The organism is Rhizobium yanglingense (genome assembly GCF_977109285.1).
In genome coordinates, this window is record NZ_CDSAWY010000002.1 from 381,061 (window position 1) to 403,980 (window position 22,920).

Below are 22,920 nucleotides of genomic sequence, written 5' to 3' on the forward strand. Positions count from 1 at the left end.
ATGATCAGACTTCTTGGATATTTCTTCGGAATTGCGTGCGTCCTGTTTCTCGGCGCTGCTGCCGTCGTTGCCGTCTACCTGGCAAACGTGGCGAAGGATCTCCCCGATTACGCCGTCCTGAACAGCTACGCGCCGCCGGTCACCACCCGCGTTCATGCCGGAAACGGCGCGCTGATGGCCGAATATGCCAAGGAGAAGCGTCTTTTCCTGCCGATCCAGGCGATTCCCGATCGCGTCAAGGCGGCCTTCCTTTCGGCTGAAGACAAGAATTTCTATAACCATCCCGGCGTCGACTTGAGCGGCCTTGCGCGCGCCATCGTCGTCAACCTGCAGAATTTCGGCTCCGGCCGCCGTCCGGTGGGCGCCTCGACGATCACCCAGCAGGTGGCGAAGAACTTCCTCCTGACATCCGACCAGACGATCGACCGCAAGATCAAGGAAGCGATCCTCTCCTTCCGCATCGAGCAGGCCTACAGCAAGGACAAGATCCTCGAGCTCTATCTGAACGAGATCTTCTTCGGCCTGAACTCCTACGGCATCGCCGGGGCAGCACTCACCTACTTCAACAAGTCGGTCACCGAACTGACCGTTGCCGAAGCCGCCTATCTCGCCTCGCTGCCGAAAGGCCCGGCAAACTATCATCCCTTCCGCCATCCGGATGCCGCGGTGGAGCGCCGCAACTGGGTCATCGACCGCATGGTCGAAAACGGCTATGTGAGCCAGAGCGACGGGGCGGAAGCCAAGAAGCAGCTGCTCGGCGTGACCGCCCGCAGCAACGGCCCTTCGCTCTTTGCTTCGGATTACTTCGCCGAGGCTGTCCGCCGCCAGCTCATCGGCCAGTATGGCGAAAAGGCGCTTTACGAAGGCGGGCTTTCGGTCCGCACCTCGCTCGATCCGCAGATGCAGCTCGCCGCCCGCAAGGCGCTGCAGGACGGCCTGATCGACCTACGACGAACGCCGCGGCTTCCATGGACCGCTAAAGACGATCGACACCACCGCCGATTGGGGCAAGGCGCTCGCGGAAATCCCAGCACTCTCCGACGTGCCCGAATGGCAGCTTCGCCGTCGTACTTGCCGTTTCCACCGAAAGCAGTCGACATCGGCCTCCAGCCCGCCAGGGACGGTGCCGGAAAGGCTGCCGCCGAGCGCGAGCATGGCACGATCGAGGCGAAGGACATGCAGTGGGCCTATCGCTCCTCGAGCGGCGAGCGCAAGACGGCCAAGTCGCCGGAAGGCGTGCTTTCGCCGGGCGACGTCGTCTATGTCGAGCAGGCTTGGGGGCGAAGGCTCGACCTCCTACCGTCTTCGCCAACCGCCGAAGGTTCAGGGGGGCTTCGTTGCCATGGACCCGAAGACCGGCCGCGTTCTTGCGATGGCAGGCGGTTTTTCCTATGGGCAATCGGAATTCAACCGCGCGACGCAGGCGATGCGCCAGCCGGGCTCTTCGTTCAAGCCGTTCGTCTATGCTGCGGCGCATGGACAACGGCTACACGCCGGCTTCGGTGATCATGGACGCGCCGATTGAGGTCGTCTCCGGCGGCCAGGTCTGGAGGCCGGAAAACTACGGCGGTGAGTTCAACGGTCCGTCGACGCTGCGCTCCGGCATCGAGCACTCGCGCAACCTGATGACCGTGCGCCTCGCCAATGACCTCGGCATGAACATCGTTGCCGAATATGCCGAGCGCTTCGGCATCTACGACAAGATGCTGGCGCTGCTTGCCATGTCGCTCGGCTCCGGCGAGACGACCGTGTTGCGCATGGTTTCGGCCTATTCGGTGATCGCCAACGGCGGCAAGCAGATCAAGCCGACGCTGATCGACCGCATCCAGGACCGCTACGGCAAGACGATCTTCAGACATGAGGAACGCCTCTGCGACAGCTGCAATGCCGGCGACTGGCAGAACCAGGAAGAGCCGAACATCGTCGACAACCGCGAGCAGGTTCTCGACCCGATGACGGCCTATCAGATCACCTCGATGATGCAGGGCGTCATCACCGCGCGGCACTGCTGCCGGCAAGATCGACCTCGGCCGGCGCGACGTGGCCGGCAAGACCGGCACCACCAACGACGAGAAGGATGCCTGGTTCGTCGGCTTCACGCCCGACCTCGTGGCCGGCCTCTACATGGGCTTCGACAATCCGGCGCCGCTTGGCCGCGGCGGTACGGGCGGCGGCCTCTGCGGCTCCGATCTTCAACGAATTCATGCAGGCAGCCGTCAAGGAGATGCCGGAATCGAAATTCGTCATCCCGCAGGGCATGAACCTGATCCCGATCGACCGCAAGACCGGCATGGCGGCGATCGAGGGCGACCCGAACACCATCATCGAGGCCTTCAAGCCCGGCACCGGCCCGGCCGACAGCTTGTCCGTCATCGGCATGGACAGCACCATGGCGCCGGAGGAAATCCTGAAGACCTCGCCGCAGGCGAACCAGGCCGTGCAGTCTGGCGCAGGCGGCCTTCTACTGAACCTAATCCTCCGTCATGGATGCGACGGCCGCGGCTCTTTACATCCGCGGCCGCCGCAACTATTCTCGACGGACCAACTCAAGACCAACGCAAAGAAGCAGGAAAATGCGAGCGGAAATCGAAAACGTAGTCGATGAAACCAAGCAGGCTATCACCCTGCTGAGGAGGCATCTTTGACTGGGACCAGGCGATAAGACGGCTGGACTGGTTGAACAACAAGGCAGAGGACCCGAATCTGTGGAACGATGCTGCACGAAGCTCAGAAGCTGATGCGCGAGCGCCAGCAGCTCGATGACGGAATCAACGGCGTTCGAAGCAGCTCGAACAGCAGCTGAACGACCATGTCGAACTCATCGAGATGGGCGAGGAAGAGGGCGATGAAAGCATCGTCAAGGAGGCCGAGGACGCGCTGAAGAGCCTGAAGGCCGAGGCCGCGCGCCGCCAGGTGGAAGCCATGCTATCCGGCGAGGCCGATGCCAACGATACCTATCTCGAAGTGCATTCGGGCGCCGGCGGCACCGAAAGCCAGGACTGGGCAAACATGCTGCTTGCGCATGTACACCCGCTGGGCCGAACGCCAGCGCTTCAAGGTCGAGCTTGCTCGAAGTCCATGACGGCGAAGAGGCGGGCATCAAGTCCGCGACGCTGCTCGTCAAGGGACACAATGCCTATGGCTGGCTGAAGACGGAATCGGGCGTGCACCGGCTCGTGCGCATCTCGCCCTACGACAGCAACGCGCGCCGCCATACGTCCTTCTCGTCGATCTGGGTCTATCCGGTGGTCGATGATTCTATCAACATCGAGATCAACGAAAGCGACTGCCGCATCGACACCTACCGCTCGTCTGGCGCGGGCGGCCAGCACGTCAACACGACCGACTCGGCAGTGCGCATCACCCACATCCCGACCGGCATCGTCGTCGCCGTGCCAGCAGGAGCGCTCGCAGCACAAGAACCGCGCCAAGGCCTGGGACATGCTGCGCGCCCGCATGTACGAAGCGGAGCTGAAGAAGCGCGAAGAGGCAGCAAGCGCCGAAGCGGCGTCCAAGACCGATATCGGCTGGGGCCACCAGATCCGCTCCTACGTGCTGCAGCCCTATCAGCTGGTCAAGGACCTGCGCACCGGCGTTGCGAGCACGGCACCGCGGCGACGTGCTCGACGGCGACCTCAACGAGTTCATGGAAGCAGCGCTTGCGCACCGCATCAGCGGCAAGCCGGACGCTGTTCTCGAGGACGTTGATTGAGATTGGAGGGAGAACCGTCAGAGACGGTGAGCCTGACTTAAACGTGTGGAGTTTGGCTTAGCGGCTAAATCCGCTTGCAGCAGGCGGTTGCAAGCGGCTTGGCGTGTGCGCCAAGCCTATGGCAAACGATCATGATGTGCCGATGGAGAACACTGCCTTACCTCCCGATCTAAGGGCGCTGCTATCTCGACACGAGTGGAAGCAGGACGATCTGGGATGTTCGTCTGCAGACGTGTTCAGGCTCGCAGAAGGTGGCCGGACGCGGTATTTCCTGAAAGCCGAAATTGCGGGTCCTTTTGCGGAATTGCCGTTGGAGGCGGAGCGTCTGCTGTGGCTTGCCGAGCAAGGACTGCAGTGCCCCAGCGTCGTCGCCCTGGAAAGCCATGAGGGCAGAAACTGGCTGCTGCTGAGCGCGCTCGCGGGAAGCGACCTGGCTTCGTCCAAATCGACCACAGATAGGCAGCGCATCGAGATCCTGGCGGCCGCTTTGCGTCGATTGCACCAACTTCATCCGGAAACCTGCCCTTTCGACCACAGGCTGACAGCTCGTTTGAGGCTTGCCAAGGCGCGGATGGAAGCGGGAGCCGTAGACGAGAGTGATTTTGATGAAGAGCGGCAAAGCGCAACCGCTGCGAGCCTTTTTGCATACCTGGAAGCCAACCAGCCTGACGTCACGGATCCCGTCGTTGCCCACGGCGACGCCTGTTTGCCGAACTTCATGACGCATGAAGGGCAATTCAGTGGATATGTCGATTGCGGCCGTCTGGGCGTTGCGGATCGATACCAGGATATTGCCTTGGCACTGCGAAGCATCCGATACAATGTCGGGGAAGCGTGGGTTCGGCATTTCCTCGATTGTTATGGGCTTTCCGGCATCAATGACGCGAAAGTCGCCTACTATATGGCGCTTGACGAGTTCTTTTAGTTCGCGCAAATTTTGCCTTACGACCAAACCGGCCCAGCGCTCGGGCCTTTCATGAGCTGGTAGGCCTTCGTCAGCCCGGTTCGCTTCAATCAGATCGACGGATTGGGGATCTTGGTCAGATGCTCTGCCATGATATGGACCGGGATTTCAGGCAGATCGGACGCAATTCCGTTCAGTTCGATCAGATCGGAAAGTGCAGCGAGAGCCTTTTCCCGAGCAATTCCAGCATTTCAGCCTCTACCGGCAGTGCTTCCACGTCGTTGCTCGATGCGACCTGGACATTCGCGTCCTCGTGCCAGGCGGTGCGGACAATGATCGACAGCGCTTTAATCTCTGCGAGCTCGACTTCGAAAAACATACCTACGGATTTGGTCAGTTGCTGCGAACGAAAATCTCATCAGTTCGTCGCCTTCTCATTTCGCGACAAAAATCCATACTGCAGAAAGCCACACGCTGAGCGGCAGCGGCGGGCCACCGGCTGTTGCATAGTGACAACACCGGCCGATCTCTTTCCGCTGCCGGGTTGAAACGGTCGCGGTTGTCCGCGATGCTTAGGCTCTCATTGGTCCGATCCCCGGGGAGACTGACATGAAAGCGAACCTGTCCAACCAGAAAGGAAACATCGCCCACAAGGACATTCTGCTTCATGCACACTCTGTTCCCCCGCGCGAGGAAAAGCCCGCCGCGCCATAACCGCTTCCTGAAATTCTTCCGCGACAATCCGCGCAACGCTGACCGCGACCGGCGCCGCTTGCGCATGCGCAAGTTCCTCTCCTACTATCGCCCACACCTGCCTTTGCTGCTGGCGGATCTGCTCTGCGCAATCCTCGTCGCCGGTACGGCGGTGGCGCTGCCGCTCTGTGCCAACTTCGTCACAAGCCGCCTTCTGGCTCTGCCCAACATGCCGGAGGCCTACGAGCAGATCCTTGCCGTCGGCGCCTTCATGCTTGCCATCCTGGCGATCCAAACCGTTGCCATCTTCTTCGTCGACTATCAGGGGCACGTGATGGGCGCCCGTATCGAGGCCGCCGTCCGGCAGGAGCTCTTTGAACACTGCCAGAAGCTCTCGTTCAGCTTCTACGACCGTCAACGCACTGGGCAGTTGATGAGCCGCATCACGAACGATTCCCTGTGGCTGGGCGAGCTCTTCCACCACGGCCCGGAGGACCTCTCCATCGCCGTACTCAAATATGGCGGCGCCATGCTGGTGCTGTTCTTCATCGATCCACCTTTGGCCAGCCTCATCCTGCTGCTCACGCCGGTGGCGGCGGCTTATGCGCTGCATTTCAACCGGCGCATGAACCGCGCGCTCGAAGCGAGCAAACGGCAGATCGCCGCCGTCAACGAACGCGTGGAGGACGCACTGGCCGGCATTCGCGTCGTCCAGTCCTTCGCCAACGAGGCGCTGGAACAGGAGCGTTTTGCCAAGCTGAACCGGCGGTTCCTGCAGGGCCGCGCCGACGGCTACCGCAGCGAGGCCTGGTTTTCGGTAGGCACCGAAACTTTCGCACAGCTCATCACCATACTTGTCATCGTGATCGGGGGGCTGCGCATCCTGACGGCGGAGCTGTCCGTGGCGGACATCCTCACCTTTCTGCTCTGCGTGGCGGTGCTGGTCGATCCGATGCAGCGGCTCGCCAATTTCGTCCGCCTCTGGCAGGAGGGCTACACCGGTTTCGTTCGGGCCATGGAGATCCTGGAGATCGCACCGGACGTCTTCGACCGCCCGGCCGCCCGTCCCATGCCGGCCCCAAGGGGTGAGATCAGTTTTTCCGACGTCGCCTTCGGCTACGAGTTCGATGGCCCCAAGGTGCTCGAGCGGCTCTCGCTTACCATTGCGCCGGGCGAGTTCGTGGCCTTGGTTGGTCCTTCAGGAGTGGGCAAGAGCACGCTTTGCGCGCTTATACCGCGCTTCTACGATGTGCAGGCCGGGGTGATCCGCATTGACGGTACCGACATTCGCGACGTGACGCTCTCGTCACTGCGGCGACATGTCGGGGTCGTGCAGCAGGACGTCTATCTCTTTGCCGGCACCGTGGCGGAGAATCTTCGCTACGGCCGGCCTGACGCGACCGATGCCGAGGTGGAGGCCGCCGCCCGTGCCGCCAACGCTCACGACTTCATAACGGCTCTGCCAAATGGCTACGCGACCGATATCGGCCAACGCGGTGTCAAGCTTTCGGGCGGCCAGCGGCAGCGCCTCACGATAGCGCGCGCTTTCCTCAAGGATCCGGCGATCCTGATCTTCGACGAGGCAACCAGCGCGCTCGACAACGAGAGCGAACGGGCGGTTCAGAAGGCGCTGCTCAATCTCGCCAACGGCCGAACCACCCTGGTCATCGCTCACCGTCTCTCCACCGTCCGCCATGCCGACCGCATCCTGGTGCTCACAGGCGTTGGCATCATCGAACAGGGCACCCATAACGACCTCATGGCGCAGCAAGGCGTCTATGCCAACCTGCACAGCGTGCAGGCAAGCATTTGACCACTGGCCCGCCGCTACGGCGGCGGGCGGGGAGTTAAAAAGCGGCCAAAGCGGGCTTCAGGCCGTCTTAAGCCGACCTGTCTCCACGAGGCGAGGGGACGCATGGCAAGGGCGCGGCCTTGGACGGCGATGGCGATCGCTAAGGCGGTCAGAGCCGCCGCGACGGCGAAGGTGACCTGCATGCCGGTGGCAACGGCTTCGGGACGTGCCGTCGTGATATCGGCCGTCATCGCGGCAAAAGCGAACACGGCGCCCATGACGGAAGCGCCGGTGATGAGCCCGAGATTGCGCGACAGGCTGAGCAGGCCGGAAACGACGCCCCGCCGATCGGCGGGGATGTCCGTCATGACGGCGGTGTTGTTGGCTGCCTGGAATAACTGATAACCAGGGGTCAGGACGGCGATGGCGGCAATGTAGCCGGCAACGCCGGGAAACATTGCCGGAAGAACGGATAGGGCAACTGCACCGACGGCCATTTCGATGAGCCCGACGATGACCACGAACGGCGCGCCCAAACGGTCGACGAGACGGCCAGCCGGGGCGCCGGTCAGCGCCGAGACAACCGGGCCAATCGACATGACCATTCCAACGAACGCCGCGTTGAGCCCGAGCGCACGGGAAAGATAGAACGGGCTCACCACCAGCGTCGCCATCATTATCGTCGAGACGAGGGCGTTCATGGCAAGGCTGGCGCTGAACTCCGAATTGCGGAATGCTGCCAATGGGATCAAGGGCGATGCCACCTTCGCCTCAGTGAAAACAAAGAGGACGGTGCCGGTGAGTGCAGCCATCAGGAGCGTCGCATTCAGCGTGCCGAAATGGCCGCGCCCTATCGTCATGGCGAGAGCATAGGCGGCGAGCGCGCCTGCAAGCAGCAGCGTGCCCAGAGCGTCGAAGCCAGGGCGGTCCGTTTTCGGCGTATCGCGGTCGACGGGCAGGAAACGGTGGGCAAGAAAAAAGGCCAGCAGACCGAGCGGGATATTGACGAGAAAGATTGCCCGCCAGCCGAGCCAGGCGATCGTAATGCCGCCAAGCGACGGACCGAGCGCAGTGCCGATTGCCGACATCGCTCCGAGCAGTCCGATGGCGCTGCCGGTTCTTTGCTTGGGGACCGTCTCGCCGACGAACGCCATGGTAAGCGCCATCAGGACGGCGGCGCCGAGGCCCTGCGCGGCCCGGGCGACAATCAGCCACCAGAGCGAGGGCGCAAGGCCGCAGAGCGCCGAGGCGACAGTAAACACGACCAGCCCCGCCAGGAGAACCCGGCGGCGCCCGGCAATGTCGCCCAGCCGTCCGACGCCGACAATCAAGATCGTGATCGCCAGGAGGTAGGCAAGAATGACCCACTGCACCTGTTGGAATGGTGCGGCGAACACCTGAGCCAATGTCGGCAAGGCGACATTGGCGATGCTGGTGCCGAGCGAAGATAGCAGCATGGATAGGCAAAGGCCGGCAAGCGCCCGTCGAGCCGAGGTTGCCGGGGTTATGCCATCGTTGGTGGCGTCATCTGTGCAGGAGGTCATTGCCCTTGCCCCTCAGGCTTCTACGAGGCTGTTGACGACCCGGCGCGCGAGCGGCGCGACTACGAAGACGACAGCCAAGGCAGCAGGAACAAATCGGACCGATATCATGAAGAGCTACTCCAAAATTGCGTTTGGAACAGAGATAGCTCGGGGCCAGATAGGGCGGAAGCTGCATCATATGCATCTCATTCGTGCGTTTGACGCCATGTCATCCTGCACCGGCCGTGCTATGGTCGCTGCATGTCGCATCCCGATCTCAATCTGCTTATCACCCTTGATGTGCTTCTGACGGAATGCAGCGTCGCCCGCGCCGCCAAAAGGCTGCGGCTAAGCCCGTCCGCGATGAGCCGCGCGCTGGCGCGATTGCGGGAGGCGACCGGCGATCCGCTGCTGGTTCGGGCCGGACGCGGCCTTGTTGCGACGCCGCGGGCGCTCGAGCTTCGCGAGCGCGTCGGCCAGATCGTGCAGGACGCCGAAGCCGTTCTGCGTCCCGTCGAGACACTCGACCTGAACACGGCTTGTGCAGACATTCACACTCAGAAACCAGGATGGCTTTGTCGAGAATTTCGGACCTGATCTCATTGCACGTGTCGGCAAACAGGCGCCGGGCGTGCAGTTGCGTTTCGTACCAAAGCCGGACAGGGACAGCGCGCCGCTGCGCGACGGCAGCGTTGACCTGGAAACGGGCGTCGTCGGAAAAGCCATGGGGCCGGAGGTGCGCGCACAAGCGCTGTTCCGAGACCGCTTCGTCGGCGTTGTCCGGATGGGGCATCCGTTGTGCGAGGTTGCGATCACGCCTGCGGATTACGCTGCCGGCCGGCATATCCTCATCTCGCGGCGCGGGCTCGACAGGGGACCGATCGATGACGCGCTTGAGCCATTCGGCCTGAAACGGGAGATCGTAACGGTCGTTGGCGGCTTTTCGGAAGCTCTGGCTCTGGCGCGTGCCTCGGATCTGATCGCCAGCGTCCCCGAACGCTATACGGGAAACCTGCGTGACGGGATGTTCTCTTTCCCTCTGCCGGTTTCGCCGCCGGACATTACGATCTCGCTGTTGTGGCACCCGCGGACGGACCTCGATCCGGCGCATCGCTGGCTGCGCGAGTGCGTTCGGGAGGTTTGTGCGGGCAGGCCGCCGGTTCGAGCAGTCAGTTCGTCGCCTTCTCGATGGTGATCTCGCCGAATTCGTCGATCAGCACGGTCCAGCCCTCGGATTCGGCATTCGGATCGGTCTTCAGGTAGACCGTGGCGAAGAGGCCGGGCTGCTTGCCCATGCCCGTGGAACTTTCCGGACGGATATCGGTGACATAGGGTTTGAGCTGCGTGAACTCGTGCAGCTCGACGCTGGAGACGATTTCCGGGCCGCTGTCGGCCTGCGCGATTTGCTGCAGGTAGATTTTCGAAGTCTTGTCCGGCTGGCGGACGGAAAAGAGCTTGTAATAGCCGCGGCGCGGCTGAGGTTCCGCCTTTGCCGGATCGCTTGCTGCGCCCGGCGCACGCTCGATCGCGATATCCGCACGGCTTTCCTCCCAATAGCCGGTGCTGGTTGCAAAGATCACGGCGGGCGGAAGGATCGTGTCGGCCGGCGTAACAGCCTTCGCAAGGCCCGCCGGGCCGGTGATGAGCGCTGCGGCAAGAAGTGCGGTTCGAAGCTGCATGGCCTCAATCCTCGAATTGTTCGGCAAGAATGCGATCCGACCATGAGCGGTCCGGATCGGAAAGGATGCGCGCCGTCATGTGCTCCGACTGGGCGATGCGGATATGCAGCACGGATTTGACCTCGGCATTGTCGGCAACCGCATTCACGGGCCGCTTTTCGGCCTCGAGAATATGGATGTCGACCGTCACCTTGTTCGGCAGCAGCGCGCCGCGCCAGCGCCGCGGGCGGAAGGCGCTGACCGGCGTCATGGCAAGCAGCGGCGCTTCCAGCGGCAGGATCGGGCCGTGGGCCGAAAGATTATAGGCGGTGGAGCCCGCCGGCGTTGCCACCATGAGGCCGTCGCAGATCAGTTCCGCGAGACGCACATGCCCGTCGACCTCGACGCGCAGCTTGGCGGCTTGGTAGGACTGACGGAAGAGCGAGACTTCGTTGATGGCGAGTGCCGTGGAATTGGTGCCGTCGGCGTTGGCCGTCGTCATCTGCAGGGGATGGAAGGCATTCTCGACGGCCGCGCAGATGCGGTCCTGCAGTTTGTCGGTGCGATAGTCGTTCATCAGGAAACCGACAGAACCGCGGTTCATGCCATAGACGAGCTTGCCGGAATTCATCGTGCTGTGCAGCGTTTGCAGCATGAAGCCGTCGCCGCCGAGCGCCACGATGACATCGGCTTCCTCGGCGGGAACCTCCCCATAAAGGCGAATCAACTCTTCCCGCGCGGCAAGCGCCTCTGTTGCCGAGGAAGCGAGGAAACAAAGCGTCTGAAATGAACGGCCCATGTGATGCCCTTTATGAACTTCGCCTAGCTAATGGATAAAGGGCTTATGCGACAAGGTATTTTGCGCGCAGGCAGACTCTGCCGCCTGCGCTGTGGGCTGCCGAAGAGGTGATGGCGGCTGCTATTTCTGTTCTCTTGTGCCCGGCGCTGCTTCGCGCTGATCCCTGTCTTCCAGGTCGGTTTCGACGATGTAGACATCGCCGTGGAGGCGGGCCTGTTCCTTCAGGGCGGCCTGTTTCGCGCGTTCATCGGGCTCGATTTCCCCAAAACGGCCGTCCTGCGCTCGATCGATGTCATCCGGCTTGGTATCCAGCAAGGCCTCGTGCGGATGGCCCATTCCGGAAGCCAGCCCGCGCGCGGCCTGCAATTTGGCTTCCTCCCGACGCTCGGCAGCGGCCGCAGTGTCCGAGCAGCGTGCATCATCCGTGCCGGAATCAAAGCTCTTGTCCTGACCCTGGCATGTCGATCTCCTACTGTGACTGGCTCCGACCGTGACTGGTCGATTGCGTGGGGAGCGGGCCGGCCGGGCGTTTCGGACGAATGGAAGTAACCGGCGCTCTCGGCGGCAAGAACGGCGGCAAGCGCCAGCGCGATGGCAACCGCCCAAGCATACCGCCGGCTCATCGCGATGCCTCATGCGGCGGCTTCTCGTAGAGTTTGCGCACCTTGCGGCCTCCTGCGCGTCCTGCTCACTGCGCGAGAGCTCGCGGTTTGTGAGCATGCCGTAGGCGATCGCGCAGCCGAGAAGGAAGGCGCCGCCAGCGATAGCAAAGAGCCAAGATACTCTGCAACCATGCTTCGATCCTCCTTGACGATTCGAACCGGTGGACGGCGGATTTGTTCCGCTGCGGCAACGGCAAGACCCGAAGGGGACCGGCCGGTTGGGCCTGCGGCTGTAGATTTTCAGGAGACGGAAAGGCGGCCGTCAGGCGCTCCGGCGGAACGAAGCCGCGTAGCGATCCGCTGCGCGTTCGATGCTGTCGAGGGTATTCATGAGATCGACCATATCGCAGGCCTCCGCCCACTGCATGCCGCAGATCGGGATACCGTCCAGGGCGGCTGGCTGCATGGTCATTCCGTCAACAACAAGCCACCGATCATCGGCTTCATGCCGGAGATTATACCGTCGCATCACCGCTCTCCCGCGGCGACCATATCATATTTTAGCAACAGCGCGAATATGCCCGGTCGGTCGGTGGATAGCGAATGCAGGGCCGGTCAGTGCACGGATTGCTCGGTATCGTCCAGAAACGAGCGAATGCCGTCGCGGGCGATTGTCGCCAGGAATTCGTCAAACGCCTCGCGGTCGGTCGCGAACGGTTCGTCCCAGCGGATGAGGTCCTCCTCCTGCGTCACGACTTCCATCGACCAGTCCTCGTTGGAACCGGCTGTCCGGAAGATATCGACGAGCACGGTAACGCCGTCCTCGGTGAATTCGCCGGCGAGTTCCGAGTATTCGAGTTTCGGTTTTTTGGGCATTCGATATCGCAATCCATAATTGTCACAGCGTCCATGAGCGAGGTACTTTCACGTGCGCCTGGTAGATTTGTCAAGGAAACAGCCATTCAAAGCAACGCCGCGGTTCCTGTTGCGCCGGGCTCCCCGGGAAGAGGGAACTCTCTTGGCCGCGTGTCGTTGTTCCCATGTCACCACCAGCCAATGGAGCAATAAAATGAGCAAGACAGACGTCAAAAAGCTCGTGAAGAGGGCCGAGCGCCAAGTCGAAAACACCAGCGCCGGCGGCCATCTCGGCGGCACCTATTTCGGCCAGCAACCCGACGGAAAGACGTCATCCTCGACCAACAGCGAGGCGCGCAAGTCACGCTCGAACGACGGCAGCAACTGACGACGAGGATGGAAAGCCTGTCCTCGGCAGACGATGCGATCGGGGCGTCCGGGCTGCACGGGGTGGCCCCGTGCGCCATAAAAAATCGTGATGCAAATGGGCCCCGGCAGGGTTCGAACCCTGACTACAAATCAGAATGCCTTATTCTACAGTGCTTCTACGCGTCATGCACCATTTGTGCTCTCGAGTGGCGGACGGTTCCTTTCTTGGCGCGATTTGCGCGCCGGCCGGTGAGCGGCATGTTTCGGATCGCGGCGTTGTCCGCAGACCACCAAGCCCGCGCAACCGGCCTCACCAGCTGGCGCGGGTTTTTCTTTCCAGCCTCATCAAAAAAAGACCGCCCCGATCTGCGAGGCGGTCAACGCGGATACGTTATCCGCCGACCACGGTGAGAGAGGGGTGAGAGACACCGAAGTCGATAGCAGCTTGGCGCAGCTGATCGCCTCTATGGTTGGGGTGTTGAGGCGATAGCGGCAACATATCAATGGACCGCGCCTCCCGACATTATACGTTGGTTGTCTCAAGCTAGACCCTTGGTATGCGGCGTCTTGTTTCTTGTGCGCGATTCATGTTCCAAGGAATCGCCGCTACCCTCGGGAAAGCCCGGAAAACATGGCAATTCTGGTTAAATCATTGGCGCATGAAAAACCCGCCAACTAAGCGCGGGCTAGCATCAAGTCACTGATTTTATTAACTAATATATGGTGCCCCCGGCAGGGTTCGAACCCGCGACCCCCTGATTACAAATCAGGTGCTCTACCAACTGAGCTACAAGGGCAATGCGTGCCAACTAGCAGATTCTTCCGGTCTGTAAAGAAAAATCCGGCCTGGGCGCGATTTCGTGATCGATCATAGACCCAATCCCTCTTCATTTCATGAACAAAAGCTGAAGGTGCGATTCAGGAGGAGTTCAGGGCAGGAGGCGCAGATTTCGCTCACTTTCATCAAGGAGATGAGCCATGAGAATTGTCCGTTTTGCCATTGCAGCGCTCCTGTCGTTCGGATTGGCCGTCGTTGCCGTCGAGCCAGTGGTTGCCGCTCCCGTATATGCACCTGTTGCTTCCGTCGATAAGAGCGACGTCGTGAAGGTGCACTACCGTGATCATCGCCGCCATGGGCGCCATTCGTGGCGGCATGAGCGCCGTTACTGGCGCCATCATCCGTACGCCTATGAGCGCCGCCACTACCGGCCCTGGCGCGCCGAACGCAGGTGGAGCGAACGTCATTACTGGCGTCATCACCACCGGCCGCACTACTTGTATTTCCGCATCAACCTATGATCGCCCGCTGGCTTGCTGATGCCGGCTTCGTGTGGCCGGCCCTCAAAAGGGCGGCATTATCGGGATATCGAGAATGGGGCTGCTGGAGCAGCCGTCGATCAGCAAACGCGATGCCGCCGGTGCGATTCCCGGCGGCTATTGCACCGGTGGTGTCGGTGTGGGTACCGGCGTCACAGGCGCCAGAGGATCCGGCTGGCGCGTCGGCTGGGTGGGATCGACCCATATGATACTGAGAACGATGGCGACGAAGACTGCGATGAACATGATGCCGAACAGGAGGGGCCGGATTGCCATGCCGGGTATTTTCCTTCTTTCTTGCTGTTGCGCTGCGCTTCGGCGCACCTTAGGCCCACCATTCGTTCATTTTGAGACGTCCGCTTATTTCTTCAGATGAAGGCGTGCGGCATACATCGCGATCGCAGCCGCATTCGAGACGTTCAGCGATTTGATCGCGCCCGGCATGTCGAGCCGCGCAAGCGCGCTGACGGTCTCGCGCGTCTTCTGCCTGAGACCCTTGCCTTCGGAACCGAGGACGAGCGCAACCTTGTCGCCTGAGAACGTGCCTTCGATCGGCGCCGGTCCTTCCGAAATCGAGGCCGATCGAGAAGAAGCCGAGCCGGTGCAATTCACCAAGCGCGTCGGCAAGATTGGTGATCTGTATATAAGGAATGAGTTCGAGCGCGCCGGAAGCCGATTTCGCAAGCACGCCCGATTCGGTCGGGCTGTGTCTTTGCGTGGTGATAACGGCGCCGGCATTGAATGCGACGGCCGAGCGCATGATGGCGCCGACATTGTGCGGATCGGTGACCTGGTCGAGCACGAGGAGCAGCGGGCTGTCTTTCAGCGCCTCCAGGCGCCGGACGGGCAGGGGGCGGGTTTCCAGCATCACGCCCTGGTGGATCGCATCGGGGCCGAGCACCTTGTCGATATCCTGCGGCGAGACGATCTCGACTGGAATGCCGAGCTGGCCGGCATCGATTTCGAGGCGGGTGAGCGCATTCTGCGTCACCGTCAGCTTGACGTTTTTCCGCTCGGGATTTTCGATTGCGGCGCGCACGGTATGCAGGCCGTAGAGATAGACCTGGTCGGCCGCAAGCGCCGGCGCCTTCCAGTCCTCGCCGCCGCGTTTGCGCTTCTGCGGCAGGCGGCGTCGGGATTTCGCCGCGCTCGCGCTTGGCATCGCGGTGGGCACGCCGCAGAGTGGCGTAGTGCGTATCCTTGGGGGACTTGTCGGTTGCGGGCTTGCCGCCGGATTTGTTGTCTTTGCTCATGCGGCTTTATAACGGCGGTGCTTCACCGCGCATAGGGTTTCTTTGCCGGCGGCGGCTTTCAGCAGGCGATGAAATTTTTCGTGTTTTTTCTATTGTCTTCATGTTGACATGGGCAAATGCTCCGGTCATATACGCGGCGCAGATCGAGGGGCGGCAACGCTCCTGGAGTCTGTCGAGCTTGGTTACGATCCAGACGAAAAACTGGAGAGATGCCCGAGTGGTTAAAGGGGACGGACTGTAAATCCGTTGGCTCAGCCTACGTTGGTTCAAATCCAACTCTCTCCACCATTCGTCACTTGGATCGGACCACCCCGCGGGTATAGCTCAATGGTAGAGCAGCAGCCTTCCAAGCTGAATACGCGGGTTCGATTCCCGCTACCCGCTCCAAGCCTTTCAATTCTTCGGCAATGGCGCGCATTGCGCGCGCTTTTTCCTGGCGCCGCGCCTTCAGGGGCGCAAAATTTCTGTTTGAATGACGCGGATACTGCTGCTTAACTGGCCTCCATTGAGAGGTGCCATGCGAAACGTGATTTTGGCCGCTGCATTTTTGCTTCCGTCGGTCGCCCTTGCCGCCGAGGCCATGGAAGTCAGGGCTCGCGATCTCAGCTGTGGCGAACTCGCGCAGTTCATCCGGCAAAACAAAACAGTATTCGTCCGAATCGGCATCGGCGGCCGCAGCTTCCGCTATCCGCCGGCGCGCTGCAGGCTGGGGGACAAGCACTCGACGACCAGTTTGCGGGATGCCGGTGGAAAGCTCTGCGTCCTCGATTATGCCTGCGTCTACGATCCAGAGTCTTTTTATAACAAGATCCCGAATTAGGGTTGGCGCTAAGCCACACCACCAGCCGCCAAGGTTCGCAGCGCTCGCGCTCGTTTGGGAGTTCGCGGGGACCAGGACAGCTTGAACGAGGTGCCTGCGCGATCACCCATTCGATACCGCTGCCCGCTCCAGATTTTCCCCTTGGTTTCAACGATTTTCGCCGGGTTCGGGGCGAATCGACTTGCTCGGCGCGAATTGTCTCCCATATGCGCTTGCAAGCCAAGAATGGCGTTCGCAATTAGGTCTTGCGCAATCCCGCCGAAAGCCTTAAACGGCGGCACTAAACCGGCTCGCCGGGGTCACCCATTTCGTTCACAGGAAGCATTCAAATGGCAAAGAGTAAGTTTGAGCGCAACAAGCCGCACGTTAACATCGGCACGATCGGCCACGTTGACCACGGCAAGACGTCTCTGACGGCGGCGATCACGAAGTACTTCGGCGAGTTCAAGGCGTATGACCAGATCGACGCTGCGCCGGAAGAAAAGGCTCGCGGCATCACGATTTCGACGGCGCATGTCGAGTATGAGACGGCCAACCCGCCACTACGCGCACGTCGACTGCCCCGGCCACGCCGACTACGTCAAGAACATGATCACCGGTGCCGCACAGATGGACGGCGCGATCCTGGTGTGCTCGGCTGCCGATGGCCCGATGCCGCAGACCCGCGAACACATCCTGCTGGCCCGCCAGGTCGGCGTTCCGGCAATCGTCGTGTTCCTGAACAAGGTCGACCAGGTCGACGACGCCGAGCTTCTCGAGCTCGTCGAGCTGGAAGTGCGCGAACTGCTGTCGTCCTACGACTTCCCGGGCGACGACATCCCGGTCGTCAAGGGTTCGGCGCTGGCTGCTCTCGAAGATTCCGACAAGAAGATTGGCGAAGACGCGATCCGCGAGCTGATGGCCGCAGGTCGACGCCTACATCCCGACGCCTGAGCGTCCGATCGACCAGCCGTTCCTGATGCCGATCGAAGACGTGTTCTCGATCTCGGGCCGCGGTACGGTCGTGACCGGCCGCGTCGAGCGCGGTATCGTCAAGGTTGGCGAAGAAGTCGAGATCGTCGGCATCCGCCCGACCTCGAAGACGACGGTGACCGGCGTTGAAATGTTCCGCAAGCTGCTCGACCAGGGCCAGGCCGGCGACAACATCGGCGCACTGATCCGCGGCGTGAACCGCGACGGCGTCGAGCGTGGCCAGATCCTGTGCAAGCCGGGTTCGGTGAAGCCGCACAAGAAGTTCAAGGCTGAAGCCTACATCCTGACGAAGGAAGAAGGCGGCCGTCATACGCCGTTCTTCACCAACTACCGTCCGCAGTTCTACTTCCGCACGACGGACGTGACGGGCATCGTGACGCTGCCGGAAGGCACGGAAATGGTGATGCCGGGCGACAACGTCACGGTTGACGTCGAGCTGATCGTGCCGATCGCCATGGAAGAAAAGCTGCGCTTCGCCATCCGCGAAGGCGGCCGCACCGTCGGCGCCGGTATCGTTGCATCGATCGTAGAGTAATCTTCGCATTAGCTTGGATTGAAGAAGCCCCGCTGGAAACGGCGGGGCTTTTGCGTTGCACTATTGTTGACGTTCAAACGTCGAATGCAGCACCGATACGGCTCTTCGGTTCGGCAAGTCCTTCAAGACCTCGCCGGAATTCTGGATGAATATGCAGGTGGCCGACGACATCAAGATCCAGGCCCGCGCTGGAAGAGGTGCTGGCCGGAATCCTGGGAAGTGGAAGCAGCTTAGGCGAAATCTCTGACCGTGGCTTCTAAATCGCCACGCCTTCACCTTGCGCCCTGTGGCGGAGCCTTTATCTATTCCTTCTATTTCATGATGCGGAGGAGATTTCATGAAGAAGCGTATTCTTTTTACCGGCGGTTCGGGCAAGGCCTGGACGTCATGTCGTGCCGTGGCTGGTGAATGCCGGCTATGAGGTTCACAATGTCGATCTGGTGCCGCTCGACAGCCCTGGCGTCACCAACCTGATTGCAGACATCACCGACAGCGGCCAGGTCTTCAACACGCTGTCGATGCATTGCGATCTTCCCGATCTGGAGCCGGGCAACGGCGTCCAAGGCTTCGACGCTGTCGTGCATTTCGCTGCGATACCGCGCATTCTGATCAAAACGGACAACGAGACGTTCCGCATCAACACGATGGGCACTTACAATGTCCTCGAGGCAGCGGTGAAGCTCGGCGTCGGGAAGATCATCCTTGCCTCCAGCGAGACCACCTATGGCGTCTGCTTCGCCGAGGGACAGAAGGATTTCCATCAGTTTCCGCTGGAGGAGGACTACGACGTCGATCCAATGGACAGCTACGGTCTGTCGAAGGTGCTGAACGAAAAGACGGCGCGCGCTTTTGCCGAGCGGTCCGGTGCCGATATCTATGCCTTGCGCATCGGAAACGTCATCGAGCCGCATGAATATGACAGGTTTCCCGGCTTCATCGCCAATCCGGAGACGCGCCGGCGCAACGCGTGGAACTATGTCGACGCCCGCGATCTCGCGCAGGTCGTCCATCTGTGTATCGAAAAGAGCGGATTGGGCTTCCAGGTCTTCAATGCGGTGAACGACACCGTGACCGCCAATATGCCGTCGAAGGAACTCGCCAAACGCTTCTTTCCGAACGTGCCCTTCACCCGCGAGATCGGGGAGCATGAGGGCCTGCTTTCCAACCGCAAGATCCGCGAAGTCCTCGGCTTCAAGGAAGAGCACGACTGGCGCAAATATGTGAAGCTCTGACCGTTGGCCATGCCAGGTGATGGCGGATTGGGAAAAATCGAAAATCGCACTTGCATATCCCGTGCCACCGTCTTAAAGGGAGCGCCATGCTTGCAGGAAGCGCTTCGACCCTCATGGTCAAAGGGCTGAATGTAAAGCGTAAAGGGGTATAGCTCAGCTGGTAGAGCGGCGGTCTCCAAAACCGCAGGTCGGGGGTTCGAGCCCCTCTGCCCCTGCCATCTTCTTCGAAGGGAAGCGCGGACGTTCTCGCAGCGGTCCGTCGGGGAGGGTATTATGGCAAATTTCGCTAGACGTCGGTTTTCCTCTTGTGCAATTGGGAATCGGTGTTTATGTAGGGTTCAACAGACACGCGGTGCGTGGGGCTGATATGTTCAGCTTTACGTGCCGTAATTGCGTGGGCAGTCGATGGCATCCAAATCCAATCCGTTTGCGTTCCTGCAGCAGGTTCGCACCGAAACGTCCAAGGTTACCTGGCCGTCTCGCCGCGAGACCATGATCTCGACGATCATGGTTCTGGTGATGGTCGTCTTTGCCGCGCTGTTTTTCTTTGCTGCTGACCAGCTGATTGGCTGGGCCTTGAGCTACGTGCTCAACACCGGCAACTGATCGGGTGGAGATATAAGATGGCGGCACGTTGGTATATCGTCCACGCGTATTCGAATTTTGAGAAGAAGGTGGCTGAATCCATCGAGGAGAAGGCCAGGCAGAAGGGGCTCGAGCATCTCTTCGAAAAGATCCTCGTGCCGACCGAGAAGGTGGTTGAGGTGCGCCGCGGCCGCAAGGTCGACAGCGAGCGCAAGTTCTTTCCGGGCTACGTCATGGTTCGAGCGAACCTGACGGACGAGGCCTACCACCTCATCAAGAACACGCCGAAGGTCACCGGTTTCCTCGGCTCCGACAACAAGCCCGTTCCGATTCCGGACTCCGAGGCCGAGCGCATTCTCGGCCAGGTCCAGGAAGGTGTCGAGCGGCCGAAGGCTTCGGTTACCTTCGAGGTCGGCGAACAGGTCCGCGTTTCCGATGGCCCGTTCGCGTCGTTCAACGGCACGGTTCAGGATGTGGACGAAGAGCGTTCGCGCCTGAAGGTGGAAGTGTCGATCTTCGGCCGTGCAACGCCGGTCGAGCTGGAATACGGTCAGGTCGAAAAGGTCTGATTTTTGAGATGGAAGTCGGTCAGTACTGACCGGCTTCTGCGCGGCGATAGCCGCCAACCGCGTGGAAGGTGAGGGGTCTTAGCCGGGCCTTAAAATCCGCACCACGCAACCGCAGCCGCCGGAGAAATCCGGCACCACTGGCCGGGCAACCGGTCATCAATGAAAGGCAGAGAGTTATGGCTAAGAAAGTTGCAGGCCAGCTCAAGCTTCAGGTCAAGGCAGGATCGGCAAATCCGTCCCCGCCGATCGGCCCGGCGCTTGGTCAGCGTGGCATCAATATCATGGAATTCTGCAAGGCGTTCAATGCCGCCACGCAGGAAATGGAAAAGGGTATGCCGATCCCGGTTGTCATCACCTACTACCAGGACAAGTCCTTTACCTTCGTGATGAAGCAGCCGCCCGTCAGCTACTTCCTTAAGAAGGAAGCGAAGATCCAGTCCGGTTCGAAGACGCCCGGCAAGGGCTCTGTCGCTGGCAAGCTGACCAAGGCTCAGGTCAAGGCGATTGCCGAAGCGAAGATGAAGGACCTGAACGCAGCAGATATCGAAGGTGCAATGGCGATGATCGAGGGCTCTGCCCGCGCCATGGGCCTGGAAGTGGTAGGTTAAGACCATGGCTGGCAAGCGCACCAAGAAGATCAACGAAGGTGTTGATCCCACGAAGCTCTACGCTCTGAACCTTGCTATCGGCATGGTCAAGGACCGGGCTGTCGCCAAGTTCGATGAAACCATCGAAGTCGCCATGAACCTCGGCGTCGATCCGCGTCACGCAGACCAGATGGTCCGCGGCGTGGTCAACCTGCCGAACGGTACGGGTCGTGACGTTCGCGTCGCCGTTTTCGCGCGCGGCGCCAAGGCTGACGAAGCCAAGGCAGCCGGTGCTGACATCGTCGGCGCAGAAGAGCTGGTCGAAATCGTCCAGGGCGGCAAGATCGATTTCGATCGTGTCATCGCGACCCCGGACATGATGCCGCTCGTCGGTCGTCTCGGTAAGGTACTCGGCCCGCGCGGCATGATGCCGAACCCGAAGGTCGGAACGGTCACCATGGACGTTGCCGGTGCGGTCAAGGCCTCCAAGGGCGGCGCCGTCGAATTCCGCGTCGAGAAGGCTGGTATCGTTCACGCCGGCATCGGCAAGGCATCCTTCGATGCAAAGGCTCTGGAAGAAAACATCCGTGCCTTCGCTGATGCCGTCATCAAGGCGAAGCCGGCTGGCGCAAAGGGCAACTACGTCAAGCGCGTAGCGATCTCTTCGACCATGGGCCCGGGCGTCAAGATCGACCCGTCGTCGGTCACGGCCGCTTAACGAAATTTCATCGGGCTTTGCCCGGTGGCAAGAATTCCGGCCTCGAAAGGGGCCGGAATATTCCGGAGAAATCCGGAATCCTGTCCGAGATTGCAGGTGGTTTTCCCTTAATCACTTCGGCCTGCATGAGACGGGTAAGACCCGAATTTCGATGAAGCTCAGCTTCATGGATTTGGTTCGAGCCTTGGATGCCTTGTGCCTTCGGCCTTTTGGCGCGAAGCGCGAGGGGACAGGATCCTCAAGCGCCGCTTGGGATCGCTTCTGATCCCGGGAGGCAAAGGCAACCCGGTGGGTCCGTTTCACGGTCCCGCCAACTGGAGATAGGCAGTGGAAAGAGCGGAAAAACGCGAATTCGTCACGGAACTGAACGAAGTCTTCAAGGCTTCGGGCTCGGTTGTCGTGGCCCACTATGCTGGTGCTACAGTCGCGCAGATGAACGACTTCCGTTCGAAGATGCGCGCTGCTGGCGGCACCGTCAAAGTCGCGAAGAACCGCCTGGCCAAGATCGCCCTTCAGGGTACGGAAGCGGAAGGGATTTCCAATCTCTTCACCGGTCAGACGCTGATTGCATACAGCGCCGATCCGATCACCGCTCCGAAAGTCGTCGTGGATTTCGCCAAGGGCAACGACAAGATCGTTGTGCTCGGCGGCGCCATGGGAACAACCACGCTCAACGCCGATGCAGTCAAGTCGCTTGCGACCCTGCCGTCGTTGGACGAACTGCGCGCGAAGCTGCTGGGCATGATCCAGACACCGGCTACCCGCATCGCAGGCGTTGTTGCAGCACCGGCAAGCCAGCTTGCCCGCGTGTTTTCGGCTTACGCCAAGAAGGACGAAGCCGCTTAAGGCGGTTTTTCGCTGTTTATAGAAAACCGGTTCGAACCGAACAAAAGGAACTGATAAAATGGCTGATCTCGCAAAGATCGTAGACGACCTCTCCTCGCTGACCGTTCTGGAAGCTGCAGAACTGTCCAAGCTTCTCGAAGAAAAGTGGGGCGTTTCCGCTGCTGCTCCGGTAGCTGTTGCTGCCGCTGCTGGTGGTGCTGGTGGCGCTGCTGCCGCTGCTGAAGAAGAAAAGACCGAGTTCGACGTCATCCTCACGGATGCCGGCGCCAACAAGATCAACGTCATCAAGGAAGTCCGCGCCATCACCGGCCTCGGCCTCAAGGAAGCCAAGGACCTCGTTGAAGCCGCTCCGAAGGCTGTCAAGGAAGCCGTTTCCAAGGCTGAAGCCGCTGACATCAAGAAGAAGCTTGAAGACGCTGGCGCAAAGGCCGACGTCAAGTAATCTTGAACTGCATCTGGGAGGCGGTCTTCACCGTCTCCCATTTGCCGTTTTTGTGAACGAATTACCCAAAAGCCGCGTGAAAACGGCTTTTGGGTAATGGGTTCTTCAAGAGCATGGTCTCGAACCGAAGCGCAGGG

Annotated in this window: 19 protein-coding genes, 4 tRNA genes and 6 pseudogenes; 19 read left to right on the forward strand and 10 right to left on the reverse strand. The window is 60.8% G+C overall.

The features are described 5' to 3' along the window. The 3 genes and pseudogenes from ACW4PC_RS03080 to ACW4PC_RS03090 form a co-directional block, all read left to right on the forward strand. Window positions 1-2,461, forward strand: a pseudogene (locus tag ACW4PC_RS03080) (penicillin-binding protein 1A); the annotation flags it as partial. 112 nt (window positions 2,462-2,573) lie between these two features. Continuing rightward, window positions 2,574-3,712, forward strand: a pseudogene (gene prfB, locus ACW4PC_RS03085) (peptide chain release factor 2). Window positions 3,713-3,854: 142 nt separating this feature from the next. Beyond that, window positions 3,855-4,637, forward strand: coding sequence for an APH(3') family aminoglycoside O-phosphotransferase (locus ACW4PC_RS03090; RefSeq protein WP_455872796.1), 783 nt, complete (start codon window positions 3,855-3,857; stop codon window positions 4,635-4,637). Window positions 4,638-4,818: 181 nt separating this feature from the next. On the opposite strand, the gene ACW4PC_RS03095 is transcribed toward ACW4PC_RS03090, so the two are convergent. Next, window positions 4,819-4,995 carry a DUF1902 domain-containing protein gene (locus ACW4PC_RS03095; protein ID WP_455872797.1) on the reverse strand — a complete coding sequence of 59 codons (177 nt, stop codon included), beginning with the start codon at window positions 4,993-4,995 and terminating at the stop codon, window positions 4,819-4,821. 288 nt (window positions 4,996-5,283) lie between these two features. On the opposite strand from ACW4PC_RS03095, the gene ACW4PC_RS03100 reads away from it, so the two are divergent. Beyond that, window positions 5,284-7,122: an ABC transporter ATP-binding protein gene (locus ACW4PC_RS03100; protein WP_455872798.1), complete on the forward strand. Its 1,839-nt coding sequence runs from the start codon at window positions 5,284-5,286 to the stop codon at window positions 7,120-7,122. A 14-nt stretch (window positions 7,123-7,136) separates the two neighbouring features. On the opposite strand, the gene ACW4PC_RS03105 is transcribed toward ACW4PC_RS03100, so the two are convergent. Then, on the reverse strand, window positions 7,137-8,645 hold the full coding sequence (locus ACW4PC_RS03105) for an MFS transporter (protein ID WP_455872799.1): 1,509 nt from the start codon (window positions 8,643-8,645) through the stop codon (window positions 7,137-7,139). A 240-nt stretch (window positions 8,646-8,885) separates the two neighbouring features. Between ACW4PC_RS03105 and ACW4PC_RS03110 the strand changes: the two are divergent. Continuing rightward, window positions 8,886-9,819 (forward strand): annotated as a pseudogene (locus ACW4PC_RS03110) (LysR family transcriptional regulator). Here ACW4PC_RS03110 and ACW4PC_RS03115 read toward each other — a convergent pair. From ACW4PC_RS03115 to ACW4PC_RS03135, 5 genes are all read right to left on the reverse strand, one after another. Beyond that, a complete protein-coding gene (locus tag ACW4PC_RS03115) occupies window positions 9,794-10,303 on the reverse strand; it encodes a hypothetical protein (protein WP_455872800.1) in 510 nt (169 codons plus the stop codon). The pseudogene ACW4PC_RS03110 and the gene ACW4PC_RS03115 overlap by 26 nt on opposite strands. A 4-nt stretch (window positions 10,304-10,307) precedes the next feature. Further along, the gene (locus ACW4PC_RS03120) at window positions 10,308-11,081 is read right to left on the reverse strand and encodes an NAD kinase (RefSeq protein ID WP_455872801.1); all 774 of its coding nucleotides are present in this window, start codon (window positions 11,079-11,081) and stop codon (window positions 10,308-10,310) included. 120 nt (window positions 11,082-11,201) lie between these two features. After that, the gene (locus tag ACW4PC_RS03125) at window positions 11,202-11,447 is read right to left on the reverse strand and encodes a hypothetical protein (protein ID WP_455872802.1); all 246 of its coding nucleotides are present in this window, start codon (window positions 11,445-11,447) and stop codon (window positions 11,202-11,204) included. Window positions 11,448-12,005: 558 nt separating this feature from the next. Next, on the reverse strand, window positions 12,006-12,149 hold the full coding sequence (locus ACW4PC_RS03130; protein ID WP_246778478.1) for a hypothetical protein: 144 nt from the start codon (window positions 12,147-12,149) through the stop codon (window positions 12,006-12,008). A gap of 149 nt (window positions 12,150-12,298) precedes the next feature. Beyond that, a complete protein-coding gene (locus ACW4PC_RS03135; protein ID WP_022714901.1) occupies window positions 12,299-12,559 on the reverse strand; it encodes a hypothetical protein in 261 nt (86 codons plus the stop codon). A gap of 193 nt (window positions 12,560-12,752) precedes the next feature. On the opposite strand from ACW4PC_RS03135, the gene ACW4PC_RS03140 reads away from it, so the two are divergent. Then, window positions 12,753-12,926 (forward strand): hypothetical protein, encoded by a 174-nt coding sequence (locus tag ACW4PC_RS03140; RefSeq protein WP_455872803.1) that lies wholly within the window; start codon window positions 12,753-12,755, stop codon window positions 12,924-12,926. A 702-nt stretch (window positions 12,927-13,628) separates the two neighbouring features. On the opposite strand, the gene ACW4PC_RS03145 is transcribed toward ACW4PC_RS03140, so the two are convergent. After that, window positions 13,629-13,704: transfer RNA gene (locus tag ACW4PC_RS03145), tRNA-Thr, on the reverse strand. A 181-nt stretch (window positions 13,705-13,885) separates the two neighbouring features. On the opposite strand from ACW4PC_RS03145, the gene ACW4PC_RS03150 reads away from it, so the two are divergent. Then, window positions 13,886-14,206, forward strand: a complete 321-nt coding sequence (locus ACW4PC_RS03150) for a hypothetical protein (RefSeq protein WP_455872804.1) — start codon at window positions 13,886-13,888, stop codon at window positions 14,204-14,206. 135 nt (window positions 14,207-14,341) lie between these two features. Here the strand turns inward: ACW4PC_RS03150 and ACW4PC_RS03155 are convergent, their stop codons facing one another. Next, window positions 14,342-14,500, reverse strand: coding sequence for a hypothetical protein (locus ACW4PC_RS03155; protein ID WP_455872805.1), 159 nt, complete (start codon window positions 14,498-14,500; stop codon window positions 14,342-14,344). Window positions 14,501-14,584: 84 nt separating this feature from the next. Beyond that, window positions 14,585-15,477: pseudogene (rlmB, locus tag ACW4PC_RS03160) on the reverse strand (23S rRNA (guanosine(2251)-2'-O)-methyltransferase RlmB). 203 nt (window positions 15,478-15,680) lie between these two features. On the opposite strand from rlmB, the gene ACW4PC_RS03165 reads away from it, so the two are divergent. The 12 genes and pseudogenes from ACW4PC_RS03165 to rplL all read left to right on the forward strand — a co-directional run bounded on the left by ACW4PC_RS03165 (window position 15,681) and on the right by rplL (window position 22,783). Next, window positions 15,681-15,765, forward strand: a tRNA-Tyr gene (locus ACW4PC_RS03165). Window positions 15,766-15,790: 25 nt separating this feature from the next. Continuing rightward, window positions 15,791-15,864, forward strand: a tRNA-Gly gene (locus tag ACW4PC_RS03170). Between the two features lie 130 nt (window positions 15,865-15,994). Next, window positions 15,995-16,297, forward strand: coding sequence for a hypothetical protein (locus tag ACW4PC_RS03175; protein WP_455872806.1), 303 nt, complete (start codon window positions 15,995-15,997; stop codon window positions 16,295-16,297). Window positions 16,298-16,626: 329 nt separating this feature from the next. Next, window positions 16,627-17,804: pseudogene (gene tuf / locus ACW4PC_RS03180) on the forward strand (elongation factor Tu). A gap of 337 nt (window positions 17,805-18,141) precedes the next feature. Next, window positions 18,142-19,036, forward strand: a pseudogene (locus tag ACW4PC_RS03185) (NAD-dependent epimerase/dehydratase family protein). A gap of 142 nt (window positions 19,037-19,178) precedes the next feature. After that, window positions 19,179-19,254 (forward strand) — tRNA-Trp (locus ACW4PC_RS03190). 187 nt (window positions 19,255-19,441) lie between these two features. Then, on the forward strand, window positions 19,442-19,642 hold the full coding sequence (gene secE, locus ACW4PC_RS03195; protein ID WP_039844632.1) for a preprotein translocase subunit SecE: 201 nt from the start codon (window positions 19,442-19,444) through the stop codon (window positions 19,640-19,642). A gap of 17 nt (window positions 19,643-19,659) precedes the next feature. Next, window positions 19,660-20,190, forward strand: a complete 531-nt coding sequence (gene nusG, locus ACW4PC_RS03200) for a transcription termination/antitermination protein NusG (protein WP_022719204.1) — start codon at window positions 19,660-19,662, stop codon at window positions 20,188-20,190. A gap of 176 nt (window positions 20,191-20,366) precedes the next feature. Beyond that, a complete protein-coding gene (rplK, locus tag ACW4PC_RS03205; RefSeq protein ID WP_022719203.1) occupies window positions 20,367-20,798 on the forward strand; it encodes a 50S ribosomal protein L11 in 432 nt (143 codons plus the stop codon). A gap of 4 nt (window positions 20,799-20,802) precedes the next feature. Next, complete coding sequence (rplA, locus tag ACW4PC_RS03210; protein ID WP_039844633.1) at window positions 20,803-21,495, forward strand: 50S ribosomal protein L1; 693 nt, start codon at window positions 20,803-20,805, stop codon at window positions 21,493-21,495. A gap of 327 nt (window positions 21,496-21,822) precedes the next feature. Next, window positions 21,823-22,341, forward strand: a complete 519-nt coding sequence (gene rplJ, locus ACW4PC_RS03215; protein ID WP_455872807.1) for a 50S ribosomal protein L10 — start codon at window positions 21,823-21,825, stop codon at window positions 22,339-22,341. A 58-nt stretch (window positions 22,342-22,399) separates the two neighbouring features. Beyond that, window positions 22,400-22,783, forward strand: a complete 384-nt coding sequence (rplL, locus tag ACW4PC_RS03220) for a 50S ribosomal protein L7/L12 (RefSeq protein ID WP_022719200.1) — start codon at window positions 22,400-22,402, stop codon at window positions 22,781-22,783. The last annotated feature ends 137 nt before the right edge of the window (window positions 22,784-22,920 follow it).

Coding starts and splice junctions, on each gene's coding strand:
- ACW4PC_RS03155 (WP_455872805.1), bottom strand. CDS start 14,500: ATGGCAATCCGGCCCCTCCTGTTCGGCATCATGTTCATCGCAGTCTTC.
- nusG (WP_022719204.1), top strand. CDS start 19,660: ATGGCGGCACGTTGGTATATCGTCCACGCGTATTCGAATTTTGAGAAG.
- ACW4PC_RS03115 (WP_455872800.1), bottom strand. CDS start 10,303: ATGCAGCTTCGAACCGCACTTCTTGCCGCAGCGCTCATCACCGGCCCG.
- ACW4PC_RS03100 (WP_455872798.1), top strand. CDS start 5,284: ATGCACACTCTGTTCCCCCGCGCGAGGAAAAGCCCGCCGCGCCATAAC.
- ACW4PC_RS03090 (WP_455872796.1), top strand. CDS start 3,855: ATGGAGAACACTGCCTTACCTCCCGATCTAAGGGCGCTGCTATCTCGA.
- ACW4PC_RS03095 (WP_455872797.1), bottom strand. CDS start 4,995: ATGTTTTTCGAAGTCGAGCTCGCAGAGATTAAAGCGCTGTCGATCATT.
- rplA (WP_039844633.1), top strand. CDS start 20,803: ATGGCTGGCAAGCGCACCAAGAAGATCAACGAAGGTGTTGATCCCACG.
- ACW4PC_RS03120 (WP_455872801.1), bottom strand. CDS start 11,081: ATGGGCCGTTCATTTCAGACGCTTTGTTTCCTCGCTTCCTCGGCAACA.
- rplL (WP_022719200.1), top strand. CDS start 22,400: ATGGCTGATCTCGCAAAGATCGTAGACGACCTCTCCTCGCTGACCGTT.
- ACW4PC_RS03135 (WP_022714901.1), bottom strand. CDS start 12,559: ATGCCCAAAAAACCGAAACTCGAATACTCGGAACTCGCCGGCGAATTC.
- ACW4PC_RS03150 (WP_455872804.1), top strand. CDS start 13,886: ATGAGAATTGTCCGTTTTGCCATTGCAGCGCTCCTGTCGTTCGGATTG.
- ACW4PC_RS03175 (WP_455872806.1), top strand. CDS start 15,995: ATGCGAAACGTGATTTTGGCCGCTGCATTTTTGCTTCCGTCGGTCGCC.
- rplK (WP_022719203.1), top strand. CDS start 20,367: ATGGCTAAGAAAGTTGCAGGCCAGCTCAAGCTTCAGGTCAAGGCAGGA.
- ACW4PC_RS03105 (WP_455872799.1), bottom strand. CDS start 8,645: ATGACCTCCTGCACAGATGACGCCACCAACGATGGCATAACCCCGGCA.
- secE (WP_039844632.1), top strand. CDS start 19,442: ATGGCATCCAAATCCAATCCGTTTGCGTTCCTGCAGCAGGTTCGCACC.
- ACW4PC_RS03140 (WP_455872803.1), top strand. CDS start 12,753: ATGAGCAAGACAGACGTCAAAAAGCTCGTGAAGAGGGCCGAGCGCCAA.
- ACW4PC_RS03130 (WP_246778478.1), bottom strand. CDS start 12,149: ATGCAGCCAGCCGCCCTGGACGGTATCCCGATCTGCGGCATGCAGTGG.